Origin of the sequence: Bacillus sp. AFS098217 (assembly GCF_002551815.1) — a bacterium.
GTDB lineage: Bacteria > Bacillota > Bacilli > Bacillales > Bacillaceae_G > Bacillus_A.
This window is the reverse complement of record NZ_NVPR01000073.1, coordinates 36,095-57,487: the sequence shown is the minus strand read 5'-3', so window position 1 is coordinate 57,487 and position 21,393 is coordinate 36,095. Positions and strand designations below refer to the sequence as shown.

General features: G+C 34.6%; 24 protein-coding genes and 2 pseudogenes. 5 read left to right on the top strand and 21 right to left on the bottom strand.

The annotated features are described in order from the left end of the window. Positions 1-487: 487 nt before the first annotated feature. The 4 genes and pseudogenes from COO03_RS19100 to COO03_RS19080 form a co-directional block, all read right to left on the bottom strand. Entirely contained in the window at positions 488-826 is a 339-nt protein-coding gene (locus COO03_RS19100; RefSeq protein ID WP_097898669.1) for a YmaF family protein, read from the bottom strand. Positions 827-1,126: 300 nt separating this feature from the next. Then, positions 1,127-1,366 carry a hypothetical protein gene (locus tag COO03_RS19095; RefSeq protein WP_141523148.1) on the bottom strand — a complete coding sequence of 80 codons (240 nt, stop codon included), beginning with the start codon at positions 1,364-1,366 and terminating at the stop codon, positions 1,127-1,129. 685 nt (positions 1,367-2,051) lie between these two features. Next, positions 2,052-2,409 (bottom strand): annotated as a pseudogene (locus COO03_RS19085) (hypothetical protein). Between the two features lie 62 nt (positions 2,410-2,471). Continuing rightward, positions 2,472-3,290: a DUF6414 family protein gene (locus tag COO03_RS19080; protein WP_097898666.1), complete on the bottom strand. Its 819-nt coding sequence runs from the start codon at positions 3,288-3,290 to the stop codon at positions 2,472-2,474. Positions 3,291-3,851: 561 nt separating this feature from the next. Between COO03_RS19080 and COO03_RS19070 the strand changes: the two are divergent. From COO03_RS19070 to COO03_RS19060, 3 genes and pseudogenes are all read left to right on the top strand, one after another. Then, positions 3,852-4,217: pseudogene (locus COO03_RS19070) on the top strand (tyrosine-type recombinase/integrase); the annotation flags it as partial. 55 nt (positions 4,218-4,272) lie between these two features. Continuing rightward, positions 4,273-4,587: a thioredoxin family protein gene (locus tag COO03_RS19065; RefSeq protein ID WP_097898664.1), complete on the top strand. Its 315-nt coding sequence runs from the start codon at positions 4,273-4,275 to the stop codon at positions 4,585-4,587. 212 nt (positions 4,588-4,799) lie between these two features. After that, positions 4,800-5,681 carry a cation diffusion facilitator family transporter gene (locus COO03_RS19060; protein ID WP_141523147.1) on the top strand — a complete coding sequence of 294 codons (882 nt, stop codon included), beginning with the start codon at positions 4,800-4,802 and terminating at the stop codon, positions 5,679-5,681. On the opposite strand, the gene COO03_RS19055 is transcribed toward COO03_RS19060, so the two are convergent. From COO03_RS19055 to COO03_RS19035, 5 genes are all read right to left on the bottom strand, one after another. After that, entirely contained in the window at positions 5,668-6,306 is a 639-nt protein-coding gene (locus tag COO03_RS19055) for a phosphatase PAP2 family protein (protein WP_141523146.1), read from the bottom strand. The genes COO03_RS19060 and COO03_RS19055 overlap by 14 nt on opposite strands. A gap of 74 nt (positions 6,307-6,380) precedes the next feature. Continuing rightward, on the bottom strand, positions 6,381-7,139 hold the full coding sequence (locus COO03_RS19050; protein ID WP_097898661.1) for a sporulation protein: 759 nt from the start codon (positions 7,137-7,139) through the stop codon (positions 6,381-6,383). After that, positions 7,139-7,942, bottom strand: a complete 804-nt coding sequence (locus COO03_RS19045) for a serine/threonine protein kinase (RefSeq protein ID WP_097898660.1) — start codon at positions 7,940-7,942, stop codon at positions 7,139-7,141. Before COO03_RS19045 ends, COO03_RS19050 begins: the two co-directional genes overlap by 1 nt. After that, a complete protein-coding gene (locus COO03_RS19040; protein WP_097898659.1) occupies positions 7,942-8,133 on the bottom strand; it encodes a hypothetical protein in 192 nt (63 codons plus the stop codon). The genes COO03_RS19045 and COO03_RS19040 overlap by 1 nt, the downstream gene beginning before the upstream one ends. A gap of 130 nt (positions 8,134-8,263) precedes the next feature. Continuing rightward, a complete protein-coding gene (locus COO03_RS19035) occupies positions 8,264-8,443 on the bottom strand; it encodes a YozD family protein (protein ID WP_097898658.1) in 180 nt (59 codons plus the stop codon). 159 nt (positions 8,444-8,602) lie between these two features. On the opposite strand from COO03_RS19035, the gene COO03_RS19030 reads away from it, so the two are divergent. Continuing rightward, positions 8,603-8,758 carry a DUF3930 family protein gene (locus COO03_RS19030; RefSeq protein WP_097898657.1) on the top strand — a complete coding sequence of 52 codons (156 nt, stop codon included), beginning with the start codon at positions 8,603-8,605 and terminating at the stop codon, positions 8,756-8,758. 4 nt (positions 8,759-8,762) lie between these two features. On the opposite strand, the gene COO03_RS19025 is transcribed toward COO03_RS19030, so the two are convergent. The 11 genes from COO03_RS19025 to COO03_RS18975 form a co-directional block, all read right to left on the bottom strand. Then, positions 8,763-9,425 (bottom strand): hypothetical protein, encoded by a 663-nt coding sequence (locus tag COO03_RS19025; protein ID WP_097898656.1) that lies wholly within the window; start codon positions 9,423-9,425, stop codon positions 8,763-8,765. Between the two features lie 165 nt (positions 9,426-9,590). Then, positions 9,591-9,806 carry a YozE family protein gene (locus tag COO03_RS19020; RefSeq protein ID WP_097898655.1) on the bottom strand — a complete coding sequence of 72 codons (216 nt, stop codon included), beginning with the start codon at positions 9,804-9,806 and terminating at the stop codon, positions 9,591-9,593. A 72-nt stretch (positions 9,807-9,878) separates the two neighbouring features. Next, positions 9,879-10,151, bottom strand: coding sequence for a YokU family protein (locus COO03_RS19015; RefSeq protein ID WP_097898654.1), 273 nt, complete (start codon positions 10,149-10,151; stop codon positions 9,879-9,881). After that, the gene (ablA, locus tag COO03_RS19010; protein ID WP_097898653.1) at positions 10,148-11,566 is read right to left on the bottom strand and encodes a lysine 2,3-aminomutase; all 1,419 of its coding nucleotides are present in this window, start codon (positions 11,564-11,566) and stop codon (positions 10,148-10,150) included. Before ablA ends, COO03_RS19015 begins: the two co-directional genes overlap by 4 nt. A gap of 212 nt (positions 11,567-11,778) precedes the next feature. Next, a complete protein-coding gene (locus tag COO03_RS19005) occupies positions 11,779-13,161 on the bottom strand; it encodes a sigma-54 interaction domain-containing protein (protein WP_097898652.1) in 1,383 nt (460 codons plus the stop codon). A gap of 276 nt (positions 13,162-13,437) precedes the next feature. Further along, positions 13,438-14,292 carry a putative beta-lysine N-acetyltransferase gene (gene ablB / locus COO03_RS19000; protein WP_097898651.1) on the bottom strand — a complete coding sequence of 285 codons (855 nt, stop codon included), beginning with the start codon at positions 14,290-14,292 and terminating at the stop codon, positions 13,438-13,440. Next, a complete protein-coding gene (locus COO03_RS18995; protein ID WP_097898650.1) occupies positions 14,289-15,557 on the bottom strand; it encodes a peptidase in 1,269 nt (422 codons plus the stop codon). Before COO03_RS18995 ends, ablB begins: the two co-directional genes overlap by 4 nt. Before the next feature lie 16 nt (positions 15,558-15,573). Continuing rightward, a complete protein-coding gene (locus COO03_RS18990; RefSeq protein WP_097898649.1) occupies positions 15,574-16,236 on the bottom strand; it encodes a CoA transferase subunit B in 663 nt (220 codons plus the stop codon). Then, a complete protein-coding gene (gene atoD / locus COO03_RS18985; RefSeq protein WP_097898648.1) occupies positions 16,221-16,919 on the bottom strand; it encodes an acetate CoA-transferase subunit alpha in 699 nt (232 codons plus the stop codon). Before atoD ends, COO03_RS18990 begins: the two co-directional genes overlap by 16 nt. Next, the gene (locus tag COO03_RS18980) at positions 16,916-18,226 is read right to left on the bottom strand and encodes an aspartate aminotransferase family protein (RefSeq protein WP_097898647.1); all 1,311 of its coding nucleotides are present in this window, start codon (positions 18,224-18,226) and stop codon (positions 16,916-16,918) included. Before COO03_RS18980 ends, atoD begins: the two co-directional genes overlap by 4 nt. 581 nt (positions 18,227-18,807) lie before the next feature. After that, complete coding sequence (locus COO03_RS18975; RefSeq protein ID WP_097898646.1) at positions 18,808-18,954, bottom strand: YjcZ family sporulation protein; 147 nt, start codon at positions 18,952-18,954, stop codon at positions 18,808-18,810. Positions 18,955-19,251: 297 nt separating this feature from the next. Between COO03_RS18975 and COO03_RS18970 the strand changes: the two genes are divergently transcribed. Continuing rightward, positions 19,252-20,001: a DUF4397 domain-containing protein gene (locus tag COO03_RS18970; protein ID WP_097898645.1), complete on the top strand. Its 750-nt coding sequence runs from the start codon at positions 19,252-19,254 to the stop codon at positions 19,999-20,001. Positions 20,002-20,043: 42 nt separating this feature from the next. On the opposite strand, the gene COO03_RS18965 is transcribed toward COO03_RS18970, so the two are convergent. Next, positions 20,044-21,177 (bottom strand): BA2291 family sporulation histidine kinase, encoded by a 1,134-nt coding sequence (locus COO03_RS18965; RefSeq protein WP_097898644.1) that lies wholly within the window; start codon positions 21,175-21,177, stop codon positions 20,044-20,046. Positions 21,178-21,393 lie beyond the last annotated feature (216 nt).

The following is a 21,393-nucleotide window of genomic DNA, read 5'->3' as shown; positions in this document are numbered from 1 at the left end:
TTATAGAAATTTTTGGTTAACTATTTATCTAATGTATAAATTAACCAACAAGAACAACTATTTATATCTATATAAATACAAGTTGAAAAACCGACATAAAAACCCCTTTCTTTTCTGTGAAAATAAAAAAGAGAGACGTTTGTCCCTCTTTTCTCAAAAGCTATTGAATTGTATTAACACAATTCAATCTATCTTTCTTCCTGTCTTATCAAGATTATTTTTTTAAAATATCACGTGCTTCTTTCTTTTCTCTATCTGTTAATTTAGCTTTAAGCGATTTAGGTACTTGTATACTATCTTTCGTACATGCGGTTTCTGTATAATCATTGCCAATAGCTATTATGGATTGATATGAACCGTCTATATTAGAAGCACTACTCGCAAAAGCATATAAATGCCCATCTTTATCAAAGGTTATAAACTCATTTGAGAAGTTATCATTTATATATCCAGACGAACCTGGAAGTTTCCATCCTCTGCATTAACTTTATTTATTACCTGGAGCTGGCTGATCCACTCCTTTAACACGGTGTTTATGTCCGTTATCTTCAGTCGTATAAAAATCATAATAGTGAACATGCATTCCATTTCCTACAGGAATCGCAGGTCCTGAGTATGCCTTATAATAATGCGTATGTCCATCCTCAAAGACAACATATCCTTGAGTATAATGTATATGCCCACCTTCTTGTGCGGGAATTGGTGGAGATGTTACATCAAGACATTGATGTACATGCCCCGCCTCAACAGATGTATAATCCACCGATCCATGATTATGATTTGGTACAAATCCAGAAACAAAATCATCCTTTCCTACTCTATTCACTCTACCCACTCCTTGTACATAAAGATGTATTTTATAAACTTATATGCTTATAAGGCTGTAACAATTCCTAACAATAGCTTGGTTTACGTCATCAAATATATTTCATATTAAAGAGAGAAAGCAGTTGAAGATTTCACAAATAACTTTTGTTTGTACTTACACTGACTCACTATATATTTTAAATTTTTTGTTGTAATTCTTTATATTAGAATGTAATATTATATTATCTTACTATCTATTTATAACTCACACACGAACTAGAAAAGGAATTCTTTATGAGTTCCTTTTTCTATATGTACATCAATTAAAAAAACGACGTAAAACTCCTCCTTTGTATGTAAAGGTTAGTTTTACTTCTGGTATCATAATCGATTGATGTTCTCTTCCTAAATTTTCTTCTATTGCTGTTAAATCAATTTTTATAGATTCACATGCACGATATTTTACGGATACTATAGATTGCTTTCTATTTACCACAATGTAATTCATCTCAATGAAATTATCGGTTGACCTACATTCCAAATATTCTATCTGATTCATTAGTCCTTGATACCTTTCTAGCGACTCTTTGTTTTCCCAAAATTTACATGGATACATTTTTTAAAATTTTTGATATCTTACAAATAAGCCTTCGTTGGCTGTTATACCGTCTCCCTAGCTATCCAAAGTTAGGGAGTTTCGAATTTACTACAAAATGAAATTTTTATTAACACCTTTCTAATTTATTTCTCAACATCCATAAATAGGATTAAAATCCTATTTATGGTAATATAAAGGTGATTCCCTGTGTAGTTCTCTCTCATCTTTTTAAAAGGACCTGTCCCCAAATAGCAGGTCCTTTTTAATTTGTTTGTTACTAAAATAACGCTTTTGTTTAGTTTTCTAGCCTGTTTCTCCGACCCTGCGTTCTGTATATCAATAAACCAAAATATAATAAAATATATAATTATAACAATTTATTACTAGGAGATTTAATTATGTCATTTTCAGTAGGAAGTGCAATTTTTATGACTTTAGTTGGAGCAATATTCGGTACAATTCCCTCTAAAAATAAGAGTGAAAGTACCAATTAAAAACTCCAAATAATAAAAGAACATCTATATAAAATTATAAATTTTACGCAGTCATATATTCTCTTTAATAAGTCGTGAAAAGTATAGAACGAGTCACATGCAAAGGGTGATACAATTACTAAGTTTGTATCACCCTTTATCTAACGCTCATATTAATCTCTCATATGTTTCCTAATATCCGCTACTACCTTAGCAGGATTATCAATTTCAAAAACAACATACTTATACTTTTCTTGACCTTCTAATTCAATCATTACGGGAGGTACTCTATTCTCATAGGAAAGAAAACACCATTCATCAGCATATTTAAAACTTTCCTCAAAGATATTAAGAGAAGATATAGATGTTTCAGGCATGCGAAGCATCTATTGTAGAGCATCAAAATAGTCTACAAACACACTTTTAATTGTACGAAATGGCATTTTTATAGATAATTTCAATGCAAAAAACAGTTGCTCCATTTAACTTTAAAATTAAACCTTCGTCATCAAAGCGTACTTCTCTCCCCATTTTCTCCCCACTAGCTTTTTCTACGTCTATAACATAGGAAGAAAAAATCAAAAAATGTAGCCTTATTCAAAATACATAGCAACTGGTGAAATGATATAATTATTAGCTGTTACTACTCCAAATCCCCCTAGTAAATTTGTAGGAAATCCCAAAAATTTATTTAAAATTTCATTTGGCTGCTTATCTACTAAATTCGAATAATCAAGAGCATGTATTTCTTTTTTATTTATTTTTTTTGTTATTTTTCCAATTAGGGTGATTTCGACTGATGTGTCTTCTGATCCGTATTTAAATGCGAGTTCTCCGATGCTCTCACTTAAATAGCACTCCTTAACTGGTATTAAACAATTATCCATCTTTATAAACGAGCTAAATGGAATGGCCTCTTTAATATATACCAACATATCTTTAACTGAATGAATCTTATTCTTTTGAACACTCACCATATTCTCGTATGTTTTTTCGAGTTCATTCAGAAAAACAGTCCTTTGTTCGAGTGTTAATGTTTGTTCAAGGATATTTTGTACTTCTACATTTTTTGCTTCTTCTAGTTTATTAAAAAGAAACTTAATAAATTTATCATTTATCATTTTTTGAACAACATCAAAATTTATCGGTTGAAAGCTTGAAGTAAACTTAATATATGAACCTGGATTCACTTCTTCGCTGTCTTTCTGTTCATTAAAATTAACTAATGAAGAATTTTTAAGAAGATAATCTTCAAATTGATTTAGAGCATTATACTGCTGCCCTAGCGTATTTTCCTTTGCCTCCATTCTATGTTCTTGAATCTCTTTACTTTTAGCACCTATTAATTCATGATTTATTTGCGCAATAAAAGAATGTACAAAGTCCTTGTCTAAATATACCAACTCTTTCAAAAATAGTTCCTCCTAAAAATCATTTACTTATTCAGTTATTATAATATTTTTTCGTATACTTATATACTGAAAAAATCAAAGTTTGTTCTAAAGTTACATCTAGAACAAGAATTATGATGATAATATATTCTATAAAGAAATTATCTATTAAAAAGGATGAATCTAATGATAGTAACAAATGATTTTCAATGTAATGTGTGTGAAAGTATCACTCGTATTAAATTGCAACTGAGTTGGCTAGATAAATACCCCGTCCGAATTAAATGTGGTAGGTGTCATATTTCCCTATTTGGAAATGTATATTTGGATCAACAGAATGCAGGGTTTTCTATTAAATTTAAAAATGTAACCGCTTAAAGAATAAGATCCATATTTATATTTGTAGTAATCTCTGTATTTGTTTTACGTTCTAATGTATAAGGGGCATCTATTTTAACGTAATAGGGATACCGTTTCCCAGTGCAAAATTGATATTTTTTTAATTACTTCTGGGATTGGCTCAATGAACATAACATTTGACCAAAAACATCTATTGGGACACGTTTAATCGTACTTCCCGAAATTACACTACATGCTTTAGAAGAACATCGTGAGCGAATAAATGTAGAAAAAGAACGTTACAGTAGCGAATATAACGATTATAATTTGGTTTGCCCTATCTTCAACGGTAATCCCTGTAAATTCAGAAGTTTGACACAGCTATGGAAAAAGCTTATAAAGAAAAGTAAGGTTCCTGATATTCAGTTTCACGACCTTCGACATACCCATGCAACTTTAATGTTGAAACAAGGTATTCATCCGAAGATTGTAAGTGAACGACTAAGACATAAAAGAGTAGGTATCACATTAGACACCTATTCACATGTTATACCAGGCCTACAAGAAAAAGCGGTAGAAGATTTTGCAAATAATCTATTTTGCAAATACGGATTTTGCATAAAAATACTAGCAAATTCGTATGACAATGAAGGGAGTCAAAAACATGAGAGAAATCAAGTCTGACAAGGAATTCAAAGACATCATCGCAAGCGAGGAGCCAGTAGTAATTAAGTTTTTCACAACATGGTGCCCAGATTGTGTTCGTATGGACAACTTTATCGAAGATGTAATGGAAGAGTTCAAAAAATTTGAATGGTATTCTATTAATAAAGATGAGTTCCCAAGCATTGCAGAAGAGTATCAAGTAATGGGAATTCCAAGCTTACTTGTATACCAAAACGGTGAAAAACTAGGTCACTTACATAGCGCAAACGCAAAAACAGAAGAACAAGTTACTGAGTTTTTAGAAGCGTACTAAAATAAAAAATGCCACTGAAATATATTGTTTCAGTGGCATTTTTTTATCTTTCCTAACTTTGTACTTTTCAACATATTTTTCCTTTGTGAAACTTTGTTATCCCCTACTCAAAAAGCTATAAGCCGTCAACAATGTTTGTATAGACCCACATGAGTTTCGTTTGATACTCTATTTATAGAAAGAAATTCCTAATAGAAAGGTGAGTGATCATTATGAATTCACTTTCTAACAAAGAAGCTGATAAGGGTGCCATTGTCAGCATTATTGCTTACATATTTTTATCATCAATGAAAATTATCATTAGCTATATTGCCCTTTCCAGTGCATTACGTGCGGATGGTTTAAATAACTTAACGGATATAGGTGCCTCTTTAGCTGTTTTAATTGGTCTTAAAATTTCCCGTAAGCCTCGTGATCCAGATCATCCATATGGACATTCACGCGCAGAACAAATCGCTTCACTTGTTGCTTCCTTTATTATGGCAACGGTCGGTTTAGAAGTTATCATAAGTGCAATTCAATCGTTTTTTAATCCCGAGCAAACGGCACCTAATGTACTAGCAGCATGGGTTGCCTTATTTTGTGCTGTCATCATGTATGGCGTGTATAGGTATACGAATAAAATTGCGAAGCAAACCAAAAGTAAAGCATTGGAAGCCGCTGCAAAAGATAATTTATCAGATGCACTCGTTAGTATCGGTGCAGTGATTGGTATTTTAGCATCACAATTCAATATGCCTATACTTGACCCAATTGCCGCCTTAGTTGTAGGGTTGATTATTTGTAAAACTGCATGGGACATCTTTGTAGAAGCTTCCCATATGTTAACAGATGGAATTGATCCCGAAAAAATGGAAGAATACTCGCAAGCCGTCAAGCTTGTTTCAGGTGTTGAACATATTGTCGATATTCGTGCCCGTATGTATGGAAATCAAACGTATGTAGATATTACCATTGAAGTAGATGCTCATATGGAAGTAAGCAAGAGCCATTACATTACTGATGAAATTGAAGATATGTTACGACAAAAGTTTGGAATTTTATACACTCATATTCATGTTGAGCCTATGCAAAAAGAACCTATGACGACATAGGTTCTTTTTTGATGAATGCTTGGTGAAATATAATACATAAAATGAGCCAACTCCCCCCTGCTGCCCATCCAGCTAATATATCAGATGGATAATGAACACCAAGATAGACACGACTAACAGAAATTGAAAATACTAGGAAACATGTGATAAAAATAATCAACAACTTTTTGTGCAATGCAATACGATGTTCAGTAATGGTTACATAAGCAACAAACCCTAGAAATGCCGTAGCATTCATCGCATGACCGCTCGGAAAACTATATCCAGTCGCTGTAACAAGTTGCGACACATCGGGTCTTGGACGCTCATACCATAACTTGAGCATGTTGTTAAAATAGCGAGATCCATAATAATTAATCATTAAAAATAACGCACTTAACAACTTTTTTCGTATGAGAAAATACATTACCATTATAATGAGTAATGGAAAATATATTCTTTTTGAACCGATATAAGACATCCAAATGAAATACGATGTTACATACTCGTTCCGGAAACTTTGAATAAATTGTGTAATAACATCATCAAATTTCTCAATACAAGCGGTATGATACGAAAGTGATAATACGACAAAACAAATGAGCAATGTACAACTTAACAAGTATAAATGTCGATATCGTTTCACATACATAACCTCACAATATAAAAAAATGGAGCGGTTGTTTTAGTTTTCCTCTCCATTTCTTTTTTATGCATGATTTAGTAAGAAATATAACTGTTAATTTTTTGTTGCATCGATGGAATGTCTTCGCGAGTCACAGTAAAACGAATTACTTTTTCATCTAAATCTAACGCTTCGGAAAATAGGCCTGCCAGTCCACGCGCTTTCCTATCTACTTCCATAATGATGTCCAATCGATCATAAGCACGTGGTAGAATCAATAATTCTAATTCATCTAATTCTCCATAATACTGTCCAGATACTGGTACAAATTCAAGTTCTTGCGCAAACGGGATATGATTGCGCAAACGATGTGGCAATTCTTCGCACTCTGCATGACGAAGATCGAATCCCAATTGTTTTACACTATCTAATACGCTGTTTAATAATGCATTTGGTAATACTTGAATGTAGTCAAGATCACATGGATCAATACTTCGCTTAATATCAAGACCTGTATAGATCCAAACCGTCTTCATTCCAAAAGTAAGTGGAGCTTCAATGGGCATCGAGAATGAAAATGGAATTTCCATTCTTGCATTCGGTTCTATGCTAATAGGCTCTGTTAAACGCACTTGTTCTAAGTCAAATGTCACATTCTCCTTTTTATCATCTACTTCTCGCACATAAGATGTTGATAATATTAAGTAAATGCTTTCAATTTGTTGGCTAACCGATCCTCCAGTAATTTGAACCACACCAGCAATTTCTTCTCCTACCATATATTCATCTTTTTCAAGAACTGTATCCACTTTTGCATTTCCAATTCCAACGCTTGCTAAAAACTTTTGAAACATTAATCTTCCATCCTCTCTAATACATAGCGTACATCTTTTCTAACATCTTGTATATTTTCATAATATGGAACTTTCATTTGTAGCATTCTCATAATAATTTCGCGGTTTTCTTCTTCTAATTGCAACTCTTCATACCACGGTTTTTCTTTTATATTATTAGATTCATAACCAGCGTATAGCAAAAACAATGTAAAGTGACCAAGTGCATAAAAGTCGCTACGATAATGAATCTCTCGCATAAAGGCTTGTTCACCTTCATAGGAGGACGCTCGTTCATCGACTTCTCCCTTCAATCTCGCTAATCCAAAATCAATAATACTAATCTGATTCTCTTCCATTAAAATATTAGGAATTCTTAAATCCCTATGAATAATACCTTTATTATGAAAATAGGAGACAATCTCCAATATTTTATCTAAAATACAAAAAACTTCATATTCTTCATATACATGACCATCTAAGAAAATAAAATCCTCAAAATTTTTCCCCGGCATGTATTCCATTACAAAAAATGGCTGCTTCTTCCATATGAAGTGATCATATAAACTTGGGATTGCTGGATGATCTAACTTCGCTAAAATCTCTTGCTCCTGCGCAAATGATTTTCTGCCAGACATATATCTTTGTTTGCTTTGTCTCAATTGTTTTAATACTTTATTCTCATCTGTCTGTAAATCGTTCACGATATAAGTAAACCCATAGCTCCCCATTCCAATTACTGATTCAATCTTATAACGCTGTGCAACAATTGTATTCTTACGCAGTGGTCTATCAAACCAAGCTATTATCTTACGCCAATTCATCAACTACTTGAAAAGAAACTACGACTCTTACGCTTTCTTTTATAGTGCTGATGCCCATAACCATGAGATGGACGTCTCTTATTATAGTCGCTACTTGAATATGAATGCCCTCTATAGCGATAATCGCTACTTGAATACGAACGATGTCTACTCTTCTTTCCGAATACAGAATCAATAATTTTTTTGAACATCCCTTCACCTCTTGTATAAAATTTCCTTTCTATTATACCAATAATTTCCCCCTAGGTGCTGTGACAAGTTTGTAAAGAAGGACTATGTTTTGAAGAGTAAAAAAACGACGAGTCTATCCCGCCGTTACTTTCACTCTTCATCTTCTTCAAATACTTCATCAATCATACATTTTTCTAGTAAATACTCAAACGTAATGTCAGCAAGATCTTCAATTTCTTCTCGTTTCGGTACATACCCTCTTTCGATTAGTTGCTCATAAAAAAACTCCGCAATTTCTTCCGTATCAATCACGACTTCAATTTCCTTCATGAGCATCACTCCTTTATTTCTGTTTTATGAAGGAATTTCAAAATTATGTATATGAGATTAGAAAAATAGATTTTCTTTTTTTATATTACAGGTATCAGTCATATTGCCTAAGGTTGCAACATACGATGTAGTACAAGCTATCCAAAGGAGGAAATAACAATGGACTATCAATATGAAATAGAACAAAGAAAAGAAGAGTTCATGCATGAAGACAAATGGGCAGACTCTCTTATTAAATGGCTTTTTATTTTTTTAATCATTGTGGGTATACCTTATACAGCATATATTTTTGTTCAATTCCTTCTTACTTTCTAGTTCACTATTTCTTCTCTGTTAATTTGACTAAATAACTATGAACAACATCCATTACAATTTTGTATTCTTCATCCTGAAATGTTTCATATAATAATTGATAGTCATTATAAATATCTAATAACCCATCAATAATCTCTTGCTTATTCGTTTTAATACTTACCTTTTTCGAATTATTTATCGACTTCAATTTTCCTAAATCTAATTTATTCATTCCAGCTTTATCTTGTTTCATTTTCTTTAAAATAGCGTTTGCTGTTTGTGCATTTGCGAGTAATGTTAAGTCGGATTCATCAGCCTCAAGCCACTCGCCGTCTGTAATTCTTGATAACTCATATATTGTATCTTCCCACGCATCATTTTTATATCGCCATACTTCTGTACGAAAGCCAACAATGCGAAAGACGTCTTTATCATAACCTGTCACTTGCACAAGATCACCGAACGTAAAATGATAGCGTAATTCAATCCATTCTGTTTCACCTTTTTTCATTTCCTGTTCTGTAACATGTTGCAGGGTTTGTTCCACATAATATCCATCATGATTATTAATTTCATATACATAAACACCATCTAACATTTTCATATTTGTGATTTTACCAACGGTTCCATATAGCGTAATCACGACTATATCTCCGACATTATATTTAGGTTGTTTTTTGCTGGACATCTATATCTCTCCTTTTCAAAGCCGTGATTTTGATAACAGTATATGCAAACGATAGAAAAACGCTTATCACATGAGCTTATATTCGAAAAATTTTTTCCATAAAAAAATACATCACTTTTATAGAGTGATGTACCGATACAAATATATTTGTATATGTTTTGATAGTTATCTTTCTTGTATATACAGCCCCCATGCTTCATCAAATATAGACATACTTCCCAGTAATCCACTTAGTTCTAAGTACGAACTAATTTCATCGTAATCTTCTGATTGTTTTGGGAAACTTAAATCATCATACATAGCTTCAGCTAAATCAGATATTTCGTTTTTGACTAAAGATGCACGATGCTTCATCATATAATGGTAAAATGACTTTTTCAAAAATATTCCCTACCTTTCTAACTTGGGTACATTATACAAGGGTAAAAAGAAAAAAACCAGCATAATCGCTGGTTAAAAGTCAAAATAATTTCTCTTTAATAGGCGCGGTCGTTCCATTAACTCTTCATATGTCAATTGTTTTGGTAAATCTTTTGTATAAATTAAAAACAACTGATCTTCAATTTCTTTTACAATATGATCAGGTTGATAGTCCATTCCGCATGATGAACAAGAAATGCATGGTGTCTTTTGGATTTCAATGGCTTTTGTACCATCTGGTAACTCCCAATATACAGTATTCAGACTTTCTTTCGCTTCTGTACTGTCACACCACATACAATTCATACTGCGTCACCCTCAGCTTCTTTATTTTCTTCTAACTTCGCCATTTGGGCTTGATATTTTTTATCTTTTAACTGATCACGCTTATCTCGTTTATCTTTTAAAGAAGAATGTGTTTCATTTGTTTCATAATCTTTCCGGCGATTCATACGTTGTAAATCATCCGGAACAAGATTGAATTTCTTATCGCTCATCAATCCTGCTACGCCTATATCAGAGCGCTTCTCTTCATATGTTGGATAAATCTCTTTAAAGTAACCTTCTGCTCTTCCTGGCACATAGTTTTCTGGTTCTGGATAAGTTGTAATAACTCCTTCAAAGTTTCGAAGCACAACTTTATCGGCGCTTTGTGAGATTAAATAGTTTGGCTGAAGGGCAATTTTCCCACCTCCGCCTGGCGCATCGACAACAAACGTTGGCACTGCGTAACCAGACGTATGTCCACGTAATCCTTCAATAATTTCTAAACCTTTTGAAACTGGAGCACGGAAATGACCGATTCCCTCCGATAAGTCACACTGATAAATATAATATGGACGAACACGGATTTTCACTAAATCATGCATCAGCTTTTTCATAATCGGTACACTATCATTAATTCCTGCTAAAATAACCGCTTGGTTTCCAACTGGGACCCCTGCATTTGCAAGCATTTCACATGCCAGTTTGGATTCCTCTGTGATTTCAATAGAAGTATTAAAGTGCGTATTTAACCATACTGGGTGATATTTTTTAATAATATTACATAGATTTTCTGTAATACGTTGTGGGAATACAACTGGGGCCCTCGTTCCAATCCGAATAATTTCCACATGTGGAATTGCTCGTAAGTTCTTTAATACATATTCTAAGATTTTATCATTAATAAGAAGACCATCACCACCAGAAATTAACACGTCTCGTACTTGTGGTGTTTCACGAATGTAAGCAATCGCATCATCTAATTGCTTTTTCGGTACACCCATTCCAATTTGTCCACTAAAACGACGACGTGTACAGTAGCGACAATACATCGAACATTGATTTGTTACTAGAAATAAAACGCGGTCTGGATAACGGTGTGTTAAACCAGGAACTGGTGAATCTTCATCTTCATGAAGCGGATCTTCTAAATCATACTTCGTTTTATATAACTCTTCCGATATCGGTACAGATTGCATCCGAATCGGACAGCGTGGGTCATCAGGATTCATAAGAGAAGCATAGTACGGTGTAATATTTAACGGAATCGTTTTCGTTGAAATTTTAACACCTTCTTCTTCTTCTGGTGTTAAATTGATTACTTTCTTTAAATCATCTAACGTTTTGATCGTATTCGTTAATTGCCAAACCCAATCATTCCATTGCTCTTCTGTGACATCTTTCCATAATTCAATATCTTTCCAATGACGATTTGGTTTATATACATCATGTAACATTGCTATTCCCCCTTTTTTTACGCTCAATTTTTATATAAGCAATAACTATGCCAAATCTATATTCTTGGTACGTTATCATGAAGAATATCCTATTATATATGGAAGAAAATATTTTTCTGGTTTTGTTATAACACCGTATTCAGTATCATATTCGTTACTCTTTATATATGTAAACGCTCTTTTATTGGTGCAAACTCATAAAAAACCGCCGATTATTCGGCGGTTTTGTCATACTTATTCAATTTATATTGCAGCGTTTGTCTTGGAATACCTAGTAATTTAGCAGCTTGCAAGATATTCCCTTCTGTCTCTATTAAGGCGCTATCAATTAATTCTTTTTCTGTTTGGTGGAGTGCCTCACGTAACGGTAAAATATTTTTCTTCTTTGGAATGTCCTTCTGCAATGTACGTGGCAAACAACAAGTGTTTAACGAAGTTCCTTCTGCAATGATGACTGCATGTTCAATGGTATGTTTTAATTCTCTCACATTTCCAGGCCAATGATACGCTAGTAACCTTTCTTTCGTTTCCTTATCAATATGAAGTACCTCTTTTTTATATTCCTTGTTATAGTCTCTTAAAAAGTAAGATGCCAACAATAATACATCTTCTTTTCGTTCACGAAGTGGTGGAATATATAAAGAAAATACATTTAATCGATAATATAAATCGGTACGAATTTTATTTTCACGTAAACATACTTCTGGAGGCTGATTCATCGCAGTGATGACACGGACATCTACTTTTCTCGTTTTATTATCACCAATGCGGCGAATTACCCCATCTTCTAATACACGAAGCATTTTTGCCTGCAGATCAAGGGGCATCGAATTTAATTCGTCTAAAAATAATGTCCCTCCATCTACAAGTTCAAATAACCCCGCCCGTTCAATCGCTCCAGTATAGCTACCTTTTGTCGTTCCAAACAATAAACTTTCTAATAGTGATTCTGGAAGAGCAGCACAGTTTTGTGCAATAAATGGTTTGTTTTTTCGTTTTGAAGCCTCATGAATCGCTTGTACAAATAATTCTTTTCCTGTTCCTGTTTCACCATATATTAAAACATTTGCGTCTGTCGGTGCTACTTTTTGTGCCAACTCTTTCGTTTGACTAAAACGTGAATCATTCGTCACAATTGTATTAAACGCAACATGCCTTTTAATAGATTTTCTACTGGAAGAACGCTTCATTTTTGACTGTAAATCAACAATCGTATCCGTTAATTTTTGAATCGTGGAATAATCTTTTGCAATTTCAACAGCACCTGCAATACTTCCCTCTATGAAAATAGGTAACGTTGTATTTACAGTACAAACATCTTCTCCCTTTAAATTTTGATAGCGCTGAACTTGATGTGAGATTGGCTTTTGTGTATCTAAAACTTTCATAAGTGTACTCGTTTCTCGCGATAACGATGGGAATGCCTCTAATAAATGTTTCCCTAATACATTCTCAATCTTTGATCCATCATGTTTCGCCGCAACCGTATTATAAAAAATTGTAATGCCATTTTCATCCACTGCATGGATGGCTTCATCAATACTGCCTAAAATCGCTTCAATGACTTCTTGTGTCGAAACTGCCAGCAATGTCATCCCCCCTCTTGCCAAAAATCCAGCAAATTATATGCCGAATTTTTGGCATCCCTGTGTGCGATTGTAAGCATGACGATTCCGTTCTATTTTCTAGTGAAATTTATATATCTTACGCCTTACTCATATTTTTTACTTTATGGCTAGATAAAATGAAACTTCCATCAGCGGAGGTTTTCTTCATCCTTCGCTGATGGAAAGCTCTCACCAGTTAGGCTTTTACGGGCCGTTTGTCTACCACCAATCTTCTTCGCTTTTCTCTGAATCTTAAGGTGGGTATTACTGCCCGTTCATGCGGGATAAATCTTTCGTCCATATATTCATATCTTCTAATTTATCGAAAATATAACAGTTATTCGCAAGTCTTCCTGTGTACGTATATCCTAACTGGTGAAAGGCTGCATTCATTCCGAAAGAAAGAGAGCGAGCAATCGTATAGGAGCAAAAAATAGCTCTCTCTTGAAGGTCTTCCTCTAACTTAACAAGTAAACTTTTCATAAATCCATGTTTTCGATATTCAGGTAAAGTAGCACAATTCGTTAATTCTGCATTTCCTTCTTTCACGTTCATTTCAGCAGAAGCAGTACTAATAATGCGTCCTTCTAATTCATATAGGTAATAAATTGTATCTTCCTTCATCGTCTGCTTCACATAACTCGCTTCATTTAAAGGTGTTGGGTAAATTTCAAATACTTTTCCGAACACATCTGCTAACTCTTCTGCGTCTGCTTCTGTCGCTTTTCTTAACACAAATTTCTCAGGAATTTCTTTTTCCTTTACTTCTTTTGCTCTTACACCGCTTATAATATTGTCTTCTTCCACCCAATGAATACTATTTCGTCTTTCATCATTACGATACTTCACGAAAAAGTACGCATCATGCCCTTGAAAATAATGCGGTATCGTTGCTTCCAATAAGAAACCGAAGGAGAGCCATGTTGAAACATGCTCTCCCTTTCCTTTTATAATACATTTTGTGAAAGAGTGCTTCTCTGTTAATTCATCTATTGTTTGTGTAATGCTTTCAACATTTCCTGTATAATGATCTATTCTAATGCGTTTATTAAAATAATCTAACACTCCTTCTACAGTATAATGCTTCGTCTGTTCTCTAAATGATTCATAATATTTCATCTTTTCACCTCACACCAGTCTAGTAACGTACATGCAATAATTTTTGCTGCGGTAATCATTTTATCGACTTCAATATATTCATTTGGATAATGAGCTACTTTTGTCTCTCCTGGCCCGAATACAATCGTTGGCACATCAGCGATTTGTGTAAATAACCCGCCATCTGTCCCCCAAGGAGCTGCTTCTATAACGGGACTTTTCCCTTCAATTTGGGCAAAATTATCTTGAAGCGTTGTAATAAGCACATGCTTCTCATCCAATTCACCAGGAACCCATCTTGCTCCAAACCACTCTACTTCTACTGGATACCCTTCAAACCATGGATCAATATTTTTTAATTGGCTCACCCAATTTTCAAACTCCTCTTTTGCCGCCTCTATAGTCTCATTCGGCGCGATTCCACATCTTCCTTCTAAAATTAACGAATCCGGAACAGAACTTGGCCAGCTACCGCCCTCAATTTTCCCAATATTGATTGGAATTGGGATTGGAATTTCTTTATATAATGGATCTGTAATCCGTTCATTTCTCTTCTGTTCTAGCTTTCTTAAATGCTCAACGACAAACATGCTTTTTTCAATTGCACTAACTCCCTCGTAACGAGTACCACCATGAGCTGCTTTCCCTTTCACATGCAAGCGAAACCACATGGAACCTTGTTGTTTCGGGAAAAACTTCATATTTGTCGGCTCAGGAATAATAACGCCATCCGCTTTATACCCCCTCAAAATTGCCGATAAAGTACCCGCTCCGCCACTCTCTTCTTCTATTACACTTTGAAAATAAATATCTCCTTTTAATTCAATACCCAGTTCTATAATCGCTTCCATCGCCAGCATAAGAGCTACATTTCCGCCCTTCATATCCGTAGTTCCACGACCATATACACGATTCCCTACTCTTTCACCGCTATATGGATGATGTTCCCACTGATTTACATCACCTTCTGGTACAACATCAATGTGTCCATTTAAAATCATGGACTTTCCATCGCCGCTTCCTTTCAAAGTCGCAACAACATTCGGACTATCTGAAAAACTTGTTCGTGTGGATACAAAATAAGGATGATTTTTCATTTTTGTAAAAGAAGGCTCCCAAATATCGAGATCTAAGCCTAATTCTCGTAGCTTTTCAATTACAATTGCTTGTGCACCGCTTTCATCACCTGATACACTCTTTTCTTGAATTAATCGTTGTAAGAGCTTTATAGTTTCTCCTTCATGACTTTCAATATAATCACATACTTGTTTTTTTAATTGCTTCATAATTTGTTAGCTCCTCTCATTCAATCACAAGTAAATTAGAACTTACATGAAAAGATGCCTCCGTATTTTGTTTCACATCCTCTACTGTATAAGGGCTCATTAGCTCTTGGAGTACTAAACCTTCAGAAGTAACTTCCATTACAGCCATATCCGTAATAATTAAATCCACACATTTTTTCGACGTTAACGGTAATGTACATTCTGAAACAATTTTTGCGTTTCCATATTTATCAACATGATTCATCACAACAACAACCCGCTTTGCTTTTTGTGCTAAATCCATCGCTCCGCCAATACCCGGAACGCGTTTTCCTGGTACAATCCAGTTGGCTAAATCACCGTTCTCACTCACTTGCAAGGAACCGAGAATAGTTATATCAAGTAATCCTTTTCGAATCATCCCAAATGCCATACAGCTATCGAAATAACTTGCTCCTGTAATAAGCGACGTCGGCAATCCAGCCGCATTACATAAGTTTCCATCTTCGCTTCCTTTACTAGGCGTTGGGCCCATTCCAACAATACCGTTTTCTGCATGAAACATCACATGCATATCTTCTGGTAAATGGTTAGGTACAAGAGAAGGGATACCAATTCCTAAATTAACAATCATCCCATTTTGTATCTCTTTCGCAGCACGCTTTGCAATCTTATCTCTCACTTCTACTCCCATACCCATTTCCAGTTCACTCCTTCCGATGGCACGATATAATTTACAAAAACACCTGGAACAACAATTTCTTCAGGATCTAAACTTCCAAGTGGAACAATTTCTTCGACCTCAACAATTGTAATATCCCCAGCCATTGCCACATGTGGATTCATATTACGAGCGATTTTATCAAATACAAGATTACCAAATGGATCTGCTTTTTTTGCATATACAATCGCTACTTCAGCGGTTAAAGCTGTTTCCACTAAAAAGGTTTTCCCACTCATTTCGACTGTTTGTTTTCCTTCCTCTACAATTGTGTCAACACCAACATCAACAAGAATTCCACCAAGTCCTACGCCGCCTGCTCGAATTCGCTCTGCTAATGTTCCTTGTGGTGAAAATTCAATCTGTAGTCTTCCTCCATTTAATTGTCTTCCTGCATTTGGATTCGAACCAATATGAGAAGTAATGAGCGATTTTACTCTCTCATTTGTCACAAGACGACCAATTCCTACATCCGGAAACCCTGTATCATTTCCAATTAAATGTAAATTCGCAATCCCTTTCTCTACAATGGCTTGTATGAGTGACGGAGGGGATCCAATCCCGCCAAATCCTCCAAACATTAATGTCATATCATCATGAAACAACGAAATAACCTCGTCAATTTCTTTTAATTTACCAAATGTATTTGTTATGGTTGTCATGCGATACTATGCCCTCCTTTTTGCATCATCTCTTCCACACTTTTTGCAAAAATTGAAAGTAATTCATCTAATTCAGAATATGTAGTTGTCATTGGTGGTGCAACAAGCAGTGCGCTATCCTCTTTTCCTGCTTGCCCTGAAACAGCTTGGTATAAAAGAAGTCCATTTTTCGCTGCAACTGAAATAAGTTCAGATGATTTTGTAAACGGTTGCAATTCTACTCCAATCAAGAATCCTTTTCCACGTACATCGGCAATAATCGTCGATTCTTGTTGGATTTTTTGTAACCCTTTAATTAAATACTCTCCTTTTTCAGCTGTTTTTTCAGGTAGATTATGTTTTTCCATATATTCAATAACAGCTAAAGCTGTCGCTGCGGATAATGGATTTGCACTTAGCGTATGCCCACTCATAACAGAACGTGACCCCCGTAAAATCGGTTCCATCACACGATCACTTACAACCGTTGCTGCCATCGGTGTATAACCTGCACCTAGGCCTTTTCCAAGCGTCATGATGTCTGGTTCCACGCCCCAATGTTCCATCGCAAACCATGCACCCGTGCGGCCAAGACCTGTCATAACTTCATCGGCAATAAATAAAATATTGTAATGGTTACAAATATCTTTAATTACCTTATAATATTCTTTCGGTGGCACAACTGCACCGCCAGCAGCACCAATAATTGGTTCAGCTATAAAAGCTGCAATATGTTCTGCTCCAATCCGCTCAATTGCACGTTCTAATTCTGTCGCACAAGAAAGCTGACAAGTTGGATATACCTTTTGCACAGGACACCGGAAACAATAAGGTGCTGGCACAGTTGGATAATCTTCTAAAATAGATACAAAACGTTGCCGACGTAGTGGATGTCCGGACATTGATAAAGCGCCCATCGTAATGCCATGATAACTCATCCACCTTGACAAAATTTTATGTTTCCCTTGAATGCCTCGCTCTTGAAAATGCTGAATTGCAATTTTCATAGCCGTTTCATTTGCTTCTGTACCACTATTTACGAAAAAACTCCAGTTTAAATCTCCTACACTTAAATCACTTAATTTCTTTGCCAACTTCTCTGCTGGTTCACTCGTAAACTGTGATCGATAGACAAAAGCAATCTCCTCCGCCTGCTTTTTAATTACTTCCGCAATCTCTGTTACACCATGTCCGATACCAGCCGTAATCGCTCCTGACGAACCATCAAAATATTTGTTACCATTTTGATCATACAAATATACACCTTTTCCGTGTGAAATCATCGGATACGGTTGACCAACAAGTGGTTTAATTAAGTAATCGCGCATAGCGCTCCCCCATTTCTCCAATTTGTATATATATATGAAGAAAATTGACGTTTCTTTCATAAAAAAGAATCCTCTGCAAGCGCAGTGAATCTATGAAAAAACTATTATAAAATATACAAATAAGTGCTAAAAAAACAAAAATTCAGAAATGCATTTAAAAACTAAACGCTCTTTATTGCTTAAACATCCCCCTCCCTATAAAAAACGAGCCTAAAAACACACTAACAAATTATTTTCTTATCATAACATCAGCCTCTCAAAAACGCTGACATTGTGTAAACTTCGACGAAACTCCCGTCAATTTCCTTCCTATTTATGTAGTTTATATTTCATACTTTTAAACAAAATTAGACAAATTTCTCACAATTCTATTTTTTGCCATCACAAAACATTTAACTTGTTCCACTCTAAAATCACTTATTCTCCAAATTGAACTACCCCCACCTTCACTTCGTTTAGAGGAAGGGGGCTTCTCGGTTTAAATGATAAATATCCTTATTTCTTAATCGGTTCTTTTTTCCAGAAAAAAAAGAACCGATTAACCATATTAACCAGTTCAGCATGACGCTCTTTATCGATTATTAACGCACCCAACATGCTCCAACGATAATTAATAAAATAAACAGTACAACTAATAACGCAAATCCATAACCCGTACCACAGCCTCCGCCCCCATATCCGCCATAACCATATCCACAATAACTACCAGGATATCCATAGCCCCACATTACTTATTCCTCTCCTCCATAACTTAAATTTACATTTCATTTTTACATTATGTAGGACAACCATTATTTTGTATGTGTGTTTGCCTAGAAATGAAAAAATTCATAGTTTAGTTCAGACCTCTTTTACTTACATTGAATCGTGCAATTTGTATATATTTAAAATTAGTGGCATCAAACAAACCAGCTGTTGTCATTTTAACACTTGGGATAACAGTTTCCTTTTGGAAAAGTAAGTTTTTTGCATAACACCTTTTCCAATAAGCATATAGTTATAGTGATGACAAAGGAGGCGTTTCCATGGCTCAATCTGAAATTGAAAAATACGGACAAGAAGCAGCTCGTTATGAGCAACTTGCCCGCTACTATCAATATACAAATCCTAAAAAATATATAGAATTATCTATGAAGTATCATCATGCAATCACACAGCTTGTACATGCGTATGAAAAACGTGAGTCTCAAGAAGCAACATTACCATCCCATATAAGAATTTTCCACGCATCTTCTCATACACCACCTATTGATATTTTAGTGAATGGACAGAGAGTAATCAAAAATATTTCTTTTAAACAGCTCAGTCCTTATTTTTCCTTAGCACAAGGACAATACCGCATTGATATTGTTCCTGTTGATAATGAAACGCCTATTTTTTCAGCACTTGTACCCATGATGGGAAACCATTCCTATACGCTTGCCGTACTCGGTAACAATTCACATATCCAGCTACAGCCAATGCTTGATAATACTCATTTACCATCTGGTCAAGCAAAAATAAGATTTGCACACTTATCACCTGACACCCCTGTTGTTAACGTTTCATTAAAAGATGGTGATCATTTATTCGAGAACGTACTCTTTAAACAAATAACAGATTATTTACAAGTAAGTCCTGGTACAGCTGATATTGAAATTTCACTTGCTGATACAAAAAAAATTCTTGTCACAATTCCGAAAGTAAAAGTTGAACCAAATACAATCTACACAATTTCACTTGTAGGCTATTCTACTCAATCTCCAAACGTAGAAGCCGTTATTCTTACAAATTAAAAAAGTCTACACCATAGTATTATGGTGCAGACTTTTTTCATTTCATTTTTGAAATGTAATATGAAATTCTGTCCACTCAAAATTGGATTGACACGTAATCGATCCATTATGCTTTTCAACAATTTGTTTACACACAAACAATCCGATACCCGTTCCTAATTTTTTTGTGGTGACAAATGGTTCAAAAATGGTTTCAATACTTTCCACCGGAATCATTGGCCCATTATTTTTAATCACAATATAAATCATTTCTTCATCTTCACGTACATCGATAATAATTTTACGATTTTCTTTAACCGCTTCGAGAGCATCAATTGAGTTCATTAAAATATTTAGAAAAACCTGCCTCACTTCACTACGGTACCCGACAAATGGGATAGGATATGGTAAGTTTTTTTCAATTGAAACATTGGCATTTACTATACTTGGATATAAGAACTGAATAATATCATGAAATAAGTCATTAAGCCAAAAACGTTCAGATTCATTCCATATTTCTTTTTTAGAAACAAGTAAAAATTGCGAAATTCGAAAGTTTAATTGATCTAATTCATGTGAAATAATATCTAAATATGATAGATTGGGATGTTCTGATTTTAACAATTTTACAAATCCCATAATTGAGGTTAATGGATTTCGAAATTCGTGAACAAAACTAGCCGACATTTGTCCTAAAATCGTCAATCTTTCTTTATGTGTTTCATTTATATATTGCTGTTTTTCCTCTAAATTTCTTGATATAATTTCCGAGTACTTTAAAACGGTATAATAAATTAATCTGTCAAAACAAGTATGTATTTTTGTCATAATTGGTTTCAGTTCACGAGCATTAACATCTAATTCACACATCGCCTCAAATAGTTCATTTCTTCCGACGTTTGCATTATAGACAAAATCTCCAATATTCACATCTGCCCCTGCACGCTCAATCGCAATCTTCTCACATACCGGCTGAAGATAAGCTATATCCTTATCCTCCATAATAAATTCAATAATTAACCCTAATACACTCTCTCCATTTCGAGCTACTTCTTGCTTAAATGGATCTTTTTCAGAAATTACCATTTTGTTTTTCCAGTTCTCTACGAATTGGTGCCTGTTGTCTTTTAAATGCGAACAAAATACTTCTTTAATATCCTTATCGATTGGAAAAACCCCCATTCCCTCCATTTCCATGCGATACATACCCTATATATTTTGAATATTAACACAAAAAATACATTTCGTTAAGAGATTATTGTCACATTTTGTTAATTTCTGTTGATAAAGTTAATTTTATTTTTATTACTCATTATACTTTTGATTAATGACAGGTATTTTCCTTCTCCCTACATCAACTACCATATATTTAAAATGACTTTTTTTGCATCCTTTTTGATTCTTGCGTACAAT